Consider the following 16,097-nt stretch of genomic DNA (forward strand, 5'->3'; position numbering starts at 1 on the left):
GTCGACTGCCTATTTTATACTATCCAGTTGCGTCGCGAATTAAGTCTGGGGAAAGCCCGGATCAACCAATTTTGGTCGCCACGGCCTATCCGGCACAGCCTGCCTGTGATCAGTCGACCAAGCTCTTTTCGGGGGGAATTGCCATGCCTAATTCACCAGCCGTCATCGGTGCGCCCACCGTTCACGATGTTCTCGAGGATACCAACCTGCAGACGCTCACCGCGCAGGGGACGATCTCGATTTCGGACGCGAACGCCGGCCAGACCGGTTTCAAGACCTCGGTCGTCTCGGCTTCCGGCAACCTCGGAACGCTCTCCATCGCTGCCAACGGTGCCTACGTCTACTCGGTCGCCGACGGCAAGGTGCAGTACCTCGGCGCCGGGGAGACCAAGACCGACACCTTCACTGTCACTTCGCTCGACGGCACCCAGAAGCAGGTCACCTTCCTCATCCACGGGATCAACGACGCGGCCGTGATCGGTACCCCCAAAGCCGTGGACGTCACGGAAGACGCCACCAGCCCCGTTCTGAAGGCCTCGGGTTCGATCTCGATCTCGGACGCAGACCAGAACCAGGCCGCCTTCAAGACCGCGGTCGTCGCCGCGTCCGGAAACCTCGGCACGCTCGTCCTGCAGAGCAACGGCAGCTACACCTATTCGGTCGCCAACGGCGCGACGCAGTACCTCGGCGCCGGCCAGACCAAGGTGGATACCTTCACCGTCACCTCCCTCGACGGCACGCAGAAGCAGATTTCGTTCAATGTGCACGGCATCAACGACGCGGCCGTGATCGGCACCCCGACGCTCCGCGACGTCTATGAGGATGCGAAGAATCCCACCCTGACCGCGACGGGGTCCATATCGATCTCGGACGCCGACCAGGGTCAGGCCGCCTTCAGCACGATCGTCACCGCCGCTCCGGGCACGCTCGGAAACCTCGTCGTCTCCTCCAACGGCGCCTACACCTATTCGGTCGCCAACGGCGCCAGCCAGTATCTCGGCGCGGGCGACACCAAGGTGGACACCTTCACCGTCACCTCGATCGACGGCACGCAGAAGCAGGTCTCCTTCACCATCCACGGCACCAACGATGCCGCGGTGATCGGCGTGCCTACCGTGCACGACGTCACCGAGAGCGCGACCGCCCCCCTGCTGCTCGTCACCGGAACGGTTTCGATCTCGGACGCCGACCAGGGCGAATCCGCCTTCCGTCCTGCGATCGTTTCCGGATCCGGCAACCTCGGCATCCTCGCGATCGGACCCAACGGCGACTACGTCTACGGCGTACTCAACAGCGACGTGAAGTACCTCGACGCCGGACAGGTCAAGATCGACACCTTCACCCTGACGGCCCTCGACGGCACCCAGAAGCAGGTCTCCTTCACCATCCACGGCATCGGCGGTGCGACGGGCAACCATGCCGCGGTCATCGGCGTCCCCGATCATGCGGTCCTCGTCGAGGATTCCAGCCCCACCACCCTGTCCGTGACAGGAACGATCTCGATCACCGATGTCGACGCCGGGCAAGGCACCTTTCAGACCGTGACCACGCCCGCCCCCGGCACCCTCGGTACGCTGACGCTGCAGGCGTCCGGGGCCTACACCTATTCGATCGCCAACAGCGTGGTGCAGTACCTCGGCGCCGGCGAGCAGCGGGTGGAGACCTTCACGGTCAAGTCCGCCGACGGTACGGTCAAGGACGTCTCCTTCACGGTCACGGGCCTCAACGATGCCGCCTCGATCAGCAGTCCGGCGATCCACGACGTCACCGAAGACGCCGGCACCGACCAGGCGGGCAATCTGAAGGTTTCCGGCACGCTGACGGCGACCGACGCCGACCAGGGCCAGTCTGCGTTCCAGACCGGCGCGGCCGCGGCGCCGGGCAACCTCGGCAGCCTCTCGTTCGCCGCCGACGGCACCTACACCTATTCCGTCGCGAATTCCCTCACCCAGTCGATGGCCGCCGGCGAAACGAAGATCGATACCTTCATCATCCACTCCCTCGACGGCACCCCCAAGACCGTCTCCTTCACCATCCACGGCACCGCCGACGCGGCCGTGATCGGCGATCCGACGTTCCACGACGTCACCGAGGACAGCGCCCCGACCTTGTCGGTCTCGGGCCAGATGACCGCGACCGACGCCGATCACGACCAATCGGCCTTCAACACCACGATAGCTCCGACTCCGGGCAACCTCGGCCATCTCACCATCACCGCCGACGGGCATTACACCTACAGCATCGACAACGCGGCGGTTCAGGGCCTGGCCGCAGGCGAAGTCAAGATCGAGACCTTCACGGTTTCCTCGATCGACGGCACCACCAAGCCGGTTTCGTTCACGATCCACGGCACCCAGGACGCGCCGGTGCTGAACGTCGCGACCGCCGCGGGACAAGCCGACGACGCCCGGATCGCGCTTCACATCGATGCCCACACGATCGAGACCGGTACGCTCGGCATCGTCGTCATCACCGGCATTCCGGACACCTACACGCTCAACCACGGCAGCTTCGTGCTCGACGGTGCCGGCGACGGCCATTGGGAAGTCCCCTCCGACGTCAACACGCTCTCGGATCTGGCTCTCGTTCCGGGACCGGACGCGCAGGCCGGGACGCTGACCCTGCACGTATCCGTCGCCTCCATCGAAGGCGACCACCAGATGGCTGCCGAGGCCGCCATGACGGTCGAGGTCACGGGAGGCGAGCATGCGGTCACCCAGCGCGCGGTCGACGGCTACATCGCCGGGGCCTTCGTGTTCGCCGACGCCAACGGCAACGGAATCTTCGACGCCGACGAGGCCTCGGCGACCACCAATGCCGACGGCAGCTTCACGCTCCACAATGCCCACGGCACCCTGATCATGACCGGAGGCATCGACGTCTCCACGGGGCTTGCGTTCACCGGTACCCTCAAGGCGCCGGAAGGCTCTACCGTCGTCACTCCGCTGACCACCTTGATCACCGCGCTCGCGGTAGGCGACGTGACCGCGGCGCAGGCGACCGCGCAGGTCGCCGCCGCCTTCGGCATCGATACCTCCAGCGGCATCGTGCTCACGGCCTACGACCCGGTGCCGGCCGCCATCGCCGGCGACAATCCCGTGGCCACGGCCATCCTCTCGGCCGGAATCCAGGTTCAAAGCACCGTGGCGCAAATTTCCGCGGTCGGCGCCACCTCCAACGTGTTCGAAGCCATCGCGGACGCGATCACCAACGCCGGCACCGGCGGCACGATCGACCTCAGCGCCGGCACCACCGTCGCAGCCATCGTCTCGGATTCCGGCGTCAGCGGCACCGCCGCGGCCGTCGTCACCAATACCGTCAGCGCAGCCAACGACAGCATCCAGGCGGCGACCAACGTCACGCAACTCGCCCAGGCCGGCCAAGTCGCGCAGGGTGCCGCCACGACCGACCTGGCAGCCGCCGCCGCAAGCAACTTCTCCGATACCGACCAATTGACGGCGATCCACGACAACTACGTCAACCCCGTCGGCCTGGCATCGCAACTGGCCGCTGCCCAGGTGGCGGTACTTGCTCCCGTGTTCGGCACTTCGGGCAGCGACGTCCTGACCGGAACGGCAGACATCGACACCATCGACGGCCGCGAAGGCAACGACCAGATTTCCGGCGGCGACGGCGCCGACGTGCTGCTCGGCGGCGCCGGCAACGACCGCCTGACCGGCAACGCCGGAAACGACCGTATCGACGGCGGCCAGGGCTTCGACCGCGCGGTCTATTCGGATGCGGCCGCGGGCGTGACCATCAACATGGCCGACGGCAAGGCCTCGGGCACCGGCGTCGACCACGACGTGCTGACCAACGTCGAAGGCATCGTCGGCAGCGCCTTCGCCGACACCTACAATGCCGCGGGCTTCACCGGCGACTCCGGCGTGGCCGGCAGCCCGGTCGGCTTCAACGAGTTCGAGGGAGGAGCCGGCGACGACGTCATCACCGGCACGGTCAACGCGCTCGGGATCGCACTGACGCGGATTTCCTATGTCGGCGCCACCAGCGGCGTGACCGTGGACGTTGCAGCGGGCGTCGCGGACGGAGACGCTTCGGTCGGACACGACACTTTCGGTACCGCCGGCATCAACGGCGCATGGGGGTCGAGCCACAACGACACGCTGCTGGGCAGCGCCAACGCCAACGGCAGCGTCGAAGTGTTTTCGGGCATGGCCGGCGACGACCTCATCAACGGACGCGGCGGCTTCGACCGCGCCGACTACAACACCGATCCTGCCACCGCCTCCGGCATCGTCGTCCACCTGGCGGCCGGTACGGTCGCCGGAGACGCCACGATCGGCAACGACACCCTTCTGTCGGTCGAGGCGATCCGCGGCACCAATTTCGCCGATACCTACGATGCCGCCGGATTCGGCACGATCGGCTCCAACATCGGCTCCAACGGCACCTTCAACGAGTTCACCGGCAACGGCGGCAACGACACCATCGTCGGCAACGGCAACACCCGCATCAGCTTCAACAACGCCACCGCCGGCGTGACCGTCGACCTCCAGGCCGGCTCCGCCTCGGGCGACGCTTCGGTCGGAACCGACACCTTCACCGGCGTCAATGCCGTGCAGGGCTCGAACTTCGCCGACACCATGCGCGGCGACGCCGCCAACAACACCTTCACCGGCAACGCCGGCGACGATTTCATCGACGGCCGGACCGGCTTCGACGTCGCGAGCTACAACAACAGCTATTTCGTGACGGGCGGGGTGACGGTCAACATGGCGGACGGCACGGCCAAGGGGGACGCCTCCATCGGCAACGATTCCCTTAAGTCGATCGAGGGCGTCCAGGGCACGGGCTACGCCGATACCTACAATGCGGTCGGCTACGGCGCCGCCGGAGCCGCGAACGTCGGCAACAACGGCACCTTCAACCAGTTCGAGGGCGTCGGCGGCAACGACACCATCATCGGCAACGGCAATACCCGCGTCATCTACGGCAGCGCCGCAGCCGCCGTCACCGTCGATCTGTCGCTGGGAACGGCCCACGGCACCGCCGCAGGCGACATCGCCAACGTCGGCACCGACACCTTCACTGGCGTGTTCAGCGCGACGGGATCGGCCTTCGGCGACGCCCTGATCGGCGATGCGAACAGCAACATGTTCGTCGGCGGCGGCGGCAACGACGCCATCGACGGCGGCGCAGGCGGCGACGTGGCGATCTTCTCGGGCGGCCGCGGCCAGTACAACGTATCGATCAACGGCGCGGGCCAGGTGACGGTCACCGACACGGTCGGCGGCCGCGACGCCACCGACACGCTCACGAACGTCGAAGCGCTGCAATTCACCAACGCCACCGTCCTGGTCGCTTCCGGAACCCAGGCGGCGCCCGTCGACCTTTCCGACGGACGGCTCTTCTTCAACGCGCCCGCAAACCCCCTCGTCTCGGCGACCGGTTCGGCCGACGACTTCGTCAAGATCAACCAAGGGCTTTCCGGCCACCAGATCGACCTCGGAGCAGGTACCCACGACACCGTCATGCTCGGAGTGACCGGCGGCTACGGACTCAATCTCGTCGGCGTCGAGAACCTCGTCGGAACCGGCGGCGGCGATTCCGTCACCCTCGCATCCGCCGCCAACGGACTCTCGATCGACATGGGCGGCGGCAACGACAGCGTCAGCCTCGCCAACGGTTCGAACTCGCTCAGCGCGACGAATCTCGAGATCCTCACCGCCAACGATTTCGCGGCCGGCAACGTCTCCAACGACACCCTGACCCTGCTCAACGGCGTCAGCGGCCTGTCCGTCAATCTCGGCAACGGCAACAACGCCCTCAATCTCGCCGCCGGCGCCAATTCGTTCACCAACATCTTCGGCACCGACACGATCAACGGCACCGCCTCGGACGACGCCCTGACGGTGGCCAGCGGCCTCTACACCCCCAACAACGACATGTCGGTCGACCTCGGCGCCGGCGACGATACGCTTTCCGTCGGGTCGCAGTACGGCAACCTCGCGCTCCACGGCGTCGAGCACCTCGTCGTCACCGGACAGCCCGACGCGTTCTACATCCTGACCAACGGTCAGAACGGGCTGGCCGTGGATCTGGGCACCGGAAACTCCGGCCTGCAGATCGCCTCCGGCGCCAACACCCTCGCGCTGACCCACGTCTCGAGCGTCGGCTCGGCCGACTACTTCGGCGGCACCGCGCCGGCTTCGGACGACACCTTGACGCTGCTGAACGACGTCTCGGGCGTGATCATCAATCTGCAACAGGGCGACAACACCCTGAAGCTGGCCGCCGGGACCAACGCGATCACCGCCTACAACGTTCAGCACATCCAGGGCAGCGCCTCCGACGACGTGCTCACGATGCTCAACGACGCGGGCGGCGACGCCATCGACCTCGGCGCGGGCGACGACACCCTGAACCTCACCGGCTTCAACGGCGGCGTCACCGTCGCCAACGTCGAACACGTCAACGGCGGCGTCTTCACCGACATCATCACCGTCGCCGGATCCACCGGCGCCACCGTCACCGGCGGCGGCAGCTCGGACTTTATCACGGCGGGCGCCGGAAACGACGTCATCCGCTACACCGATGCCTCCGATTCCTCGCCGGCCTACGCCCCCGACACCGTCACCAATTTCGACGCCGCGCACGACCAGTTCCTGCTCGACGGCGTGGCGGGCCTCGCCGGATCGGTGCATTTCATGGCCTCCGGCGTGCTCGACGGCTCGCCCGCGACGCCGCATGCCGAAGCCATCCTCGTCGACGTCGGCGGACAGAGCCAGCTCCAGATCGACGTCGACGGCGACGGCACGATCGGCGCCGCCGACCTGGTCATCAATCTGAACGGCCTCTCCGGGACGCTCGGCGACGCCAATTTCGCCGTGATCACGCCGAACCACGCTCCGGCCGACATCCTGCTGGCGGGCACCATCGTTCCGGAAAACGCCGCCCCGGGCTCGCTCGTGGGCGTGCTGTCGGAGATGGACCCGGATGCCGGCGACACCGCGAGCTATTTCCTGACCGACGATGCCGGAGGCCTGTTCGCGATCTCGAACGGCACCGTGGTCACCACCGCGCCCCTGAACTTCGAGCAGGCGGCCTCCCACCAGATCACGGTCCAGGTCACGGACCATGCCGGCGCGATCTTCAGCAAGAGCTTCCAGATCGGCGTCACCGACGTCAACGAGGCGCCGACGGACGTCGCCATTTCCAACGCCTCGGTCGCGGAAAACAGCGCCGCCGCCACCGTCGTCGGAGTTCTGACCGCCGCCGATCCGGACGCGGCAAGCACGGCGACCTATACCCTGGTCGACGACGCGGGGGGCCTGTTCGACCTGGTCGCCAACCAGCTCGTCACCACGGCTCCGCTCGACTTCGAGCAGGCGGCATCGCACCAGGTCACGGTCCGCGCCACCGACGCCGGCGGCCTCTCGGTCGACAAGACCTTCGTCGTCGCGACCGCCAACGTCAACGAGTCCCCGACCACGGTCCTGCTGTCCAATTCCTCGGTCGCGGAAAACACCCCCGCCGGCACCGTCGTCGGCGCCCTGTCGGCGCTTGATCCCGACGCCGGCGACACCGCCACCTTCACGCTCGTAGCCAACCCGGGCGGCCTGTTCGCCGTCTCCAACGGCCAGCTCGTGACCGCCGCGGCCCTCGACTTCGAACAGGCCCCCTCCCACCAGGTCACGGTGCGGGCCACCGATGCCGGCGGCCTTACCCAAGACACCGTGCTCACCATCGCCACCACCAACGTCAACGAGGCACCCACCGACATCGCGTTGTCCAACGCCACCGTTCCGCAGGGCGCGGCCAACGGCACCATCGTGGGCTCGCTGTCGGCGCTTGACCCCGACGCGGGCGACCACGTCGCATTCACGCTGGCCGACGATGACGGCGGCCAGTTCAGCGTCGTCGGCGGCAACCTCGTCGTCGCGGGACCCCTCACGGCGGGGACGCAGCACGTCACCGTGCACGCCACCGATGCCGGAGGCGCGAGCTTCGATAAGATCATCGCGGTCAACGTCAGCAGCGGCCTGCTGCGAGTCGGCACGCCCGCGGCCGACACCCTCACCGGCGATGTCGGGGACGACACCCTCCAGGGACAGGGCGGAAACGACAAGCTCCAGGGCTTGGGAGGCAACGACATCCTCGACGGCGGCCAGGGCTTCGACCGGGCGGTCTACACCGATGCGACGGCCGGCATCACGGCTAACCTGGCGGCGGGGACCGTCACCGGCGGATCCGGCTCCGATACGCTCATCGGCATCGAATCCATCGTCGGCAGCGATTTCGCCGACACCATCAACACCGCCGGCTTCGCGGGAGATAGCGGCATCGCCGGAAATCCGCTGGGCCTCAACGAGATCGAGGGCCGCGGCGGCAACGACACCATCGTCAGCGACGTCAACGGCCAGGGCGCCCTGCTCACGCGCGTCTCCTACATCGGCGCCGCGGCAGGCGTCACGGTCGACCTCGCAGCCGGCAACGCCCACGGCACGGCCGCGGGCGATGCCGCGAACGTCGGCACCGATACCCTGGTCGGTTCCGGGTTCTCGACCGTGATCGGCTCCCTGTTCGGCGACACGCTGCTCGGGACCAACAACGCCAACGGCACCGTCGAGATCTTCGACGGACGCGCCGGCAACGACACGATCAACGGCCGCGGCGGCTTCGATCGCGCCGACTATGCCCTCGATCCGGCCACCAATTCGGGCATCACCGTGAACCTGTTCGCCGGCACCGTCGTCGGCGACCGTCAGGGGACCGGCGATGTCACGATCGGATCGGATACCCTGATCTCGGTCGAGTCCGTACGCGGCACCAACTTCGCGGACAGCTTCAACGCGGCCGGCTTCAACGGCGGCGGTGTCAACCCTGGCTCCAACGGCAACTTCAATGAATTCAACGGCATGGGAGGCAACGACAGCATCGTCGGAAACGGCAACACCCGCCTTGCCTTCGTCAACGCCACCGGAGCGGTGACCGTCGACATCGCCGCCGGGACCGATTCCGGCGACCTGTCGACAGGCAGCGACACCTTCAGCGGCGTCAACGCCGTCCAGGCCTCGATGTTCGACGACACGATCTTCGGCAGCAACAGCACCGCGAGCACCGAGACCTTCGCGGGGCTGGGCGGCAACGACTTTATCGACGGCCGCGGCGGCTTCGACCTGGCGACCTACAACAACATCTACTTCTCGACCGGGCCCGTGACGGTCAACATGGGCGCAGGCACCGCGACCGGGGACGCATCGGTCGGAACCGACACGTTGCGCTCGATCGAAGCGGTCCAAGGCACCAACTTCAACGACGTGTTCAACGCTTCGACCTTCGGCACGGGCGGAGCGCTCAACATCGGCAACAACGGCACCTTCAACCAGTTCGAGGGCCTCGGCGGCAACGACACCGTCACCGGCGACGGCAACACCCGCCTGATCTACTCGAGCGCCGCCGCCGGCGTGACAATCCATCTGGCGGCCGGCACCGCCACCGGCGACGTCTCGGTGGGGACCGACAGCTTCACCGCCGTCAACAGCGCCACCGGCAGCCAGTTCGCGGACACCTACGACGCCGCCGGCTTCCTCGGTGGCGTGGGAACCTCCAACACCGGCAACTTCAACCTGTTCGAGGGCCTCGGCGGCAACGACACCGTCACCGGAAACGGCAATACCCGCATCGCCTATACCCAGGCCGCGAACGGCGTGTCGGTCGACCTCTCCGCCGGCAACGCCCACAGCATCGCCGCGTCGGACGGCGCCGCGATCGGCGTCGACGTCATCCTCGGCGGCGTCAACTCGGTGCAGGGGTCCAACTTCAACGACATCATCACCGGCGGCACCGCCAACGAATTCCTGTTCGGAGGCGCCGGCGCCGACACCCTCAACGGCGGCGGCGGCAACGACACACTCACGGGCCAGGGCGGCAACGACGGCCTCGACGGCGGCGTCGGCACCGACATGGCGTCCTTCACGGGCGCGCGGGCCGGCTACACTGTCACCACCGACGGCGTGACCGGCGTCACGACGGTCAAGGACAACGTCGGCGGCGAGGGCACCGACACGTTGACCAACGTCGAGGTGCTCCAGTTCAGCGACGCCACAGTCCTGCTGAGTGCGGGGACGGCCTTGAACCCGGTGGACATCTCGCCCCTGAACCTGGGGCCCGGCCCGATCGTCGGAACCGGAGCGGACGACTTCCTGGCGGTGGGCGGCAACGTCTTCGGCCACCAGATCGACCTCGGAGCCGGCGCGAACGACACCGTGAGCCTCGCTTCCCCGAACTTCTACCAGCTGAACCTGGCGAACGTGGAACGCGTCACTGGGTCGACCGGGAACGACAACCTCAACCTGGTCGCCAATGCCGCAGGACTCGCGGTGGACCTCGGCGACGGCCTCGACAACATGACTCTGGCCGGAGGCGTCAACTCGCTGAGCGTGGCGAACGTCGAAATCCTCACCACCAACGACTTCTCGGGGCCGGCCGTCAGCGACACCCTGACGCTGCTCAACAACGTCGGCGGCGGCATGAACGTCAACCTGGCCCAGGGCGACAACACCCTGAACCTCGCGGCCGGCGGCAACACGTTCGTCGACATCTACAACGTCCAGCACGTCAACGGCACCGCGCTCGACGATACGCTGACGCTGACCGACACGATCTACGAACCCGGCAGCAACCCGATCATCGACCTCGGGGGCGGCTTCGACGTCCTCAACATCGGCTCCCAGTACGGCGTGCTGTCGGCGCTCAACGTCGAACAGTTCAACGGCAACGCCCTGGACAACGGGTTCACGCTCAACAACAACGTCGACGGGATCGCCGTCGATCTCGGCGGCGGCAGCGACCATCTCTCCCTCGCCAACGGCGTCAACACGATCTCGATGACGAACGTCGAGAGCGTCAGCGCCAGCGACTTCTCGGGCCTTCCGTCCGACGACGTTCTGACCCTCCTCGACGACGTCTCGGGCCTCAGCATCAATCTCGGGACCGGGACGAACACGGTCAACCTGGCCGCGGGCGCGAACTCGCTGGACGGGCTGTTCAACATCGTCCAACTGAACGGATCGGCATCGGACGACGCCCTGACCCTCACGCAGCAGTCCTTCGCCACGGTCTTCGACATGGGTGCCGGCAACGACACCATCAGCTTCGGCGGCACGGCGAACGGCGTCACCGTGACCAACGCCGAGACCGTCAACGGCAGCGCCGGCAACGACTTCATCACCATCGGCAATACGGCCGGAGCGACGACGATAACCGGCGGGGCGGGAGCGGATACGATCACGGCAAGCGCCGCCACGGACAACTTCAACTTCAATAGCGTCGCCGACTCGCAGACCGGCAACGGCGACACCGTCGTCAACTTCGACGCGGCGAACGACACCTTCACGTTCACGAACATGTCCGGAGCGAACGGCTTCGCCGGCCCCATCCATTTCGTGGACACGGCGGCGTTCGATGGGTCGACCGGATCGCCGCACTCCGAAGCAAGGATCGACCAGTCGGGTGGGAACGCCACCCTGCAGATCGACGTCAATGGCGACGGAGTGATGGATTCAAACGACATCGAGATCCACCTGACTAGCTACGCCGGGACGCTGCACGACCAGAACTTCATGCTGGCTTAGGAGATCGTAGTCGCCGCCGATCTCGCCAGAATCAGCCGCCGACATGTCAACGCTATGGAAAGCATTGGATCTGCCGCGGTGGCGCAGCGCGCCTGAGCGTGTGACCCGGCCGTGGCCTTCGAGGATCCCGTTGGATGGTGCTTACCACCATCAGCCATATGACCGGGCGCCAGCTGCAGCGGCGGCCGGGCTACGAAATCGACCTCGAAAAGGTGCTGCGCGCCTGCTCCAAGCATGACGTCGTCGTCGAGATCAATGCCCATGCATGGCGGCTCGACCTGGACTGGCGCTGGCACCAGGCGGCGCTCGAGTTCGGCTGCATGATGAGCATCAATCCGGATGCGCACTCGATCCCCGAACTCGACCACATGCACTGGGGCGTCCTGATGGCCCGCAAGGGCGGTGTCCCTGCCGACCGGGTCTTGAATGCGATGACGCTCGCGGAGCTCACGCGCTACCTGCGTCAGAAGCGGCGCTCGCTCGCCCGGGCGGCCTGATGCAGCAAGGGCACGGCTTCTCGCTGGAGGGCACCGTGGTCGCAGTTGCCGCCGATCGCGGTCACCGCTTCAGCAAACCGCCGCAGGACGGGATCATGCTGGTGGAAGGCCATGGCGTCGAAGGCGACGCCCACGCCGGCGCGTTCGTCAAGCACCGGTATCTCGCCCGCCGGCAGCCGCGCCTACCCAACCTCCGCCAGGTGCACCTCATCCCGGCCGAGCTCTTTGCATCTCTCTCGGATGCCGGCTTCCAGGTCGCAGCGGGGGACCTGGGCGAGAATATCACCACTGCCGGACTGGACCTCGAGCGGATGCCGCTCGGGACCCTGATCGAGCTCGGACCCGTTGCGATCATCGAACTGACCGGCCTCCGGACGCCGTGTGTCCTCATCGACCGCTTCCAGGCCGGCTTGAAACGGCAGGTGCTCTCGTCGACGGAAACGGGCCCTCCATTCAAATGCGGGGTGCTGGGCGTGGTCAGGGTCGGCGGAGCGGTCGCGCCTGGCCATAGCGCGCGGGTTGGGCTCCCGTCCTCGCCATTCCGCGCCTTGCCGGCTCTGTAGGACACTTCAGGAGGCGTTCGCCCTCGCTCGTTCGCACGCCTCCCGCCGACGTTCGCGACGTTCGCGCCGCCGCTTGGCTCGGTCAGGGGGCTGCCGCAGCGGAGGAACCTGCGTCGCAGCGACTATCGGCGCCGGAGCCTCCTCGACCAAAGGCGCCTGGATCGGTTCGGTCGCAGCGGGGCGGGCTTCCATGAACTCGAGCACCGCCCGTCCCTTGGCAGTGATCTGCCATCCGCTGCTGATGCGTTCGACCAGCCCATGGGAAAAGATGTCGAGATCGGGCACCCGCGCGGCGAGGCGCTTGGTCCGGTCCGCCCAATCGCGGCCACTGGTCGCCAGGATGGCCATGTCGCGTTTGAGGTCCTCCATGACGGCGAAGCCGTCCGGATAGCTCACCAGGATCTTGAGGACCGTCACCTGGAAGTTCACGCCTCCTCCTGATCGGTCAGCGCCACATCGTGGGTGCGCGGGATAGGGCGTCGCGGCCGACTTGCCTGAGGCCATCGACCGAAACCTCACCGCTGGTGGCGCCCTCCACGGTTACCGCGCACGAGGACGGGCCATTGCGACCTTCGCAAAGTAGCCGTCCGACCAGGGTCGCTGCGCGGGTTCACAACGTGATCTCACTGCCGTCCTTCAGGCGTGTTGGCCGGACTGGCGCATCCTTTGATACGCCATGACCGCGGACACGCGGTTTGTCGCGCCGCACTTCTGCATGATGCTGCTCATGTAGTGCTTGACGGTCTTTTCGCTGATCTTGAGCTTGTCCGCGACCATCCTGTTGGTGGCGCCGCTCTCGACCTCTGCGATGATCTGGAGTTCGCGATGGCTGAGGCCGACGTCGAGCGACGTCGCCTCCTTCTGCTGAACCGCCGAAAGCAGCCGCGCCGCGAACTCCGGCGAGATGAACGAGGATTCGTTCTTGAAGACCGCCCAGATCGCCGCCTTCAATTCGCTCGCACTGACCCCCTTCAGAATGTAGCCGTGAGCGCCCGCGTTCAGAGCGGCGATGCCGGTCTGCGGATCGTCGCAGGCGGTGAGTATGACGCAGTGCGTTCCGGGAAATTCGACGCACAGCTGCTTGAGAGTCTCCAGGCTGTCGCCGGGAATTCCGAGATCGAGAATGAGGATTCTCGGGCGATGCGTTTTTGCGATGTCCAGCGCGTCTGCCGTTGAGGCGCCTTCGGCTACGACCTTGAAGCGAGCCTCCGCCCGAAAAACGGCGGCCAGTCCTTGGCGATAGATCGGATGATCGTCGACGATGGCAATAGTGGCCTGCTCACTAGAATTTTCCATATGTACTCTCACAATCAAAAAACACGCTGCGGAAAAGTGGCATTCCAGAATGCTGAGAGAATAGGCATCGTAAGGATAAAGTTTCAATCACTTTCGATCGGTTGACTATCTTTCGAGTGTTCATCGCCAGTTCCTGCGCTGGAACTTTGGACGGGCAGTTCGCACAAGATCTCCGTGCCATGGCCTAGATTGGAGATCACGGAGAACATCCCGCCCAATGCTCTCACGCGGGATGCCATCCCGATCAATCCAAGACCTGATGGAGACTTGGCTGTCCTGCCGGAAAAGCCGCATCCGCGGTCGCTCACCGAGAGCCGCAGCGTCCCGGCGAAGTAATTAACCATTACGGTCTGGCGGTCGCTCCCCGAATGCTTGAAGGCGTTATTCAACGCCTCCTGCGTCACCCGAACGAGGCAGCGCACCGCGTCGCGAGGCAGTTTCTCAGGCACTTCGGTGGTCTCGAAATCGACGATGCAGGCGGCGCGACCTTCATGCGCTCGTATGATTTTGCGGAGCATCCGGGTGAGATCACCGCTGTCGCCGAGATCGGGAAGAAGCAGATCGGCGGCGATCGCGCGCAGCTCCTTGAGCGCGTCCTGGAGGGCGCTCCGGAATTCCGTCAGGAGCGCTCGCGCCCTGGATGTCCGGCCGTCCAGCTCCTGCTCCAGGGCTTCGAGTCGCAGTAGCGCGAAGGATATCAGCTGCGCGGGGCCGTCGTGGAGTTCGGCTCCGAGCCGCGTATGGACAAGATCGTCGATGCGGGCGGCAGTGCGAAGAGCATCTTCCGTTTCGGATTTGAGAACATCGTTCTTGCGATGCAGCAACACTTTCTCCCGGAATCGCTGCTTGATGGCCGAACGTTGCTTTTTGATGGTCGTGCTTGCTCGATGAACGACGATGAACAGAGCCAAGAGGGTGACGAGACCCGCGGATCCGACCACCAGCCAAGCGCCGCGGACGGCGCTTGCCTGATCGCGGAGAAGCGCGCGGGCGTCTTCGTAGATCTCGGCGACGGCGATGATGTTTTCCGTCTCGTTTTTGTAGAGAGGCAGGAACATCTCATAAAGTGGCATCGACAGAGAGCGTTCGAATTCGCTGTCATCGTCCTCGAGGTCGGCCATCCCCGCTCGAATTTCTCCTTGCAGCGAAGGCGTGAGGTCGGTCGTCGGAAATCGCTTTCCGATCAGCGCCTTTTGCGTGCTGTACACGATGGCGCCGTCCCGCGCCCAGATCTTGACGGAGGCGACGTGCCGCCTGGATTTCAGCAGTTCGGCGACGGCGTCGAGGCCGCGAAGGTCTTCCGCACCGAGTGCGCCGCCGCCGTCCATCGACTGGACGTAGGGCTCGACGAAATTCGTCATGTAAAGCGCGGCGGCGCCACTCGTTCCGCGCAGAACGCCTTCTGCGATCCGATTGCCGACCCATCCTCCGACTGCTGCGACGGAAAGCGACAGCACCAGCGAAGACAACATCGCGAACTGCTCGAAGAGCGACCTTCGCATCCACCAACTACGCAATGGAGGTCGGCGAATGCCGGTGGTTCTTCCGGTTGCCCTCGATGGGGCGTCTTCGGCGGCCGGCTCGCGTTCGTTGATTCTCAAGAAAGCAACTTCGATGCGACGAATGCGCCGATCATCTACACCGGCGCCAGAGGCTTCCTCACTTGGTGGATTCATGGCGATCATTCTCGAGCAATGCCATCGATGAACTGATGCTCAAATGGCAGCATCATATGCCCCAATCCGATCGGCTTTCAACTTCCGTATGTGCATGGTGGAGATCGCACGCGAATCCATCGTCAGCTATTGGGAAGTCACTCGTCGAGTGCTTTCCACCGCCGATGAGCCGGTCTGCCGAAAGGCCCAGCTGAACTCGGACTAAAGTCCGAAGGCGGTGGCATTGGTCCCGTTGCGGCGCGTTCAACCATCGCCGCCGGATTTGTAGGCATCGGTTAATGCCTCCTATGTCCTGCGCGCGGGCCGCAACGCACAATCCTCTAGCGGCAGCGCCTCCGCCCGCCTCGGCGACGTTTCCAACATCGGGGAAAGCCGGCCGACACCGCTCTAACTCCTTGAGCGCCTCCTGCAAGACAGTGCGCAGCTGTTGCAGCAGCACACACCCACACGCCTCCCCAGCGACTGAAT

Annotated in this window: 5 protein-coding genes and 1 pseudogene; 3 read left to right on the forward strand and 3 right to left on the reverse strand. The window is 65.7% G+C overall.

Annotated features, from left to right (window positions below):
- The first annotated feature begins 143 nt into the window (after positions 1–143).
- From AC0L23_RS30610 to AC0L23_RS30620, 3 genes and pseudogenes are all read left to right on the forward strand, one after another.
- The gene (locus tag AC0L23_RS30610) at positions 144–11,597 is read left to right on the forward strand and encodes a VCBS domain-containing protein (protein ID WP_473357689.1); all 11,454 of its coding nucleotides are present in this window, start codon (positions 144–146) and stop codon (positions 11,595–11,597) included.
- Positions 11,598–11,740: 143 nt separating this feature from the next.
- Positions 11,741–12,094: pseudogene (locus AC0L23_RS30615) on the forward strand (PHP domain-containing protein); the annotation flags it as partial.
- On the forward strand, positions 12,094–12,657 hold the full coding sequence (locus AC0L23_RS30620; RefSeq protein ID WP_473357690.1) for an MOSC domain-containing protein: 564 nt from the start codon (positions 12,094–12,096) through the stop codon (positions 12,655–12,657). The pseudogene AC0L23_RS30615 and the gene AC0L23_RS30620, both read left to right, overlap by 1 nt.
- A 6-nt stretch (positions 12,658–12,663) precedes the next feature.
- On the opposite strand, the gene AC0L23_RS30625 is transcribed toward AC0L23_RS30620, so the two are convergent.
- From AC0L23_RS30625 to AC0L23_RS30635, 3 genes are all read right to left on the reverse strand, one after another.
- A complete protein-coding gene (locus AC0L23_RS30625) occupies positions 12,664–13,086 on the reverse strand; it encodes a hypothetical protein (RefSeq protein ID WP_473357692.1) in 423 nt (140 codons plus the stop codon).
- Between the two features lie 207 nt (positions 13,087–13,293).
- Positions 13,294–13,953 carry a response regulator gene (locus tag AC0L23_RS30630; protein ID WP_473357693.1) on the reverse strand — a complete coding sequence of 220 codons (660 nt, stop codon included), beginning with the start codon at positions 13,951–13,953 and terminating at the stop codon, positions 13,294–13,296.
- Positions 13,954–14,036: 83 nt separating this feature from the next.
- Positions 14,037–15,638 carry a sensor histidine kinase gene (locus AC0L23_RS30635; protein ID WP_473357694.1) on the reverse strand — a complete coding sequence of 534 codons (1,602 nt, stop codon included), beginning with the start codon at positions 15,636–15,638 and terminating at the stop codon, positions 14,037–14,039.
- Between the last annotated feature and the right edge of the window lie 459 nt (positions 15,639–16,097).

The sequence above is a fragment of the Bradyrhizobium sp. MI1.4 genome (assembly GCF_055811315.1).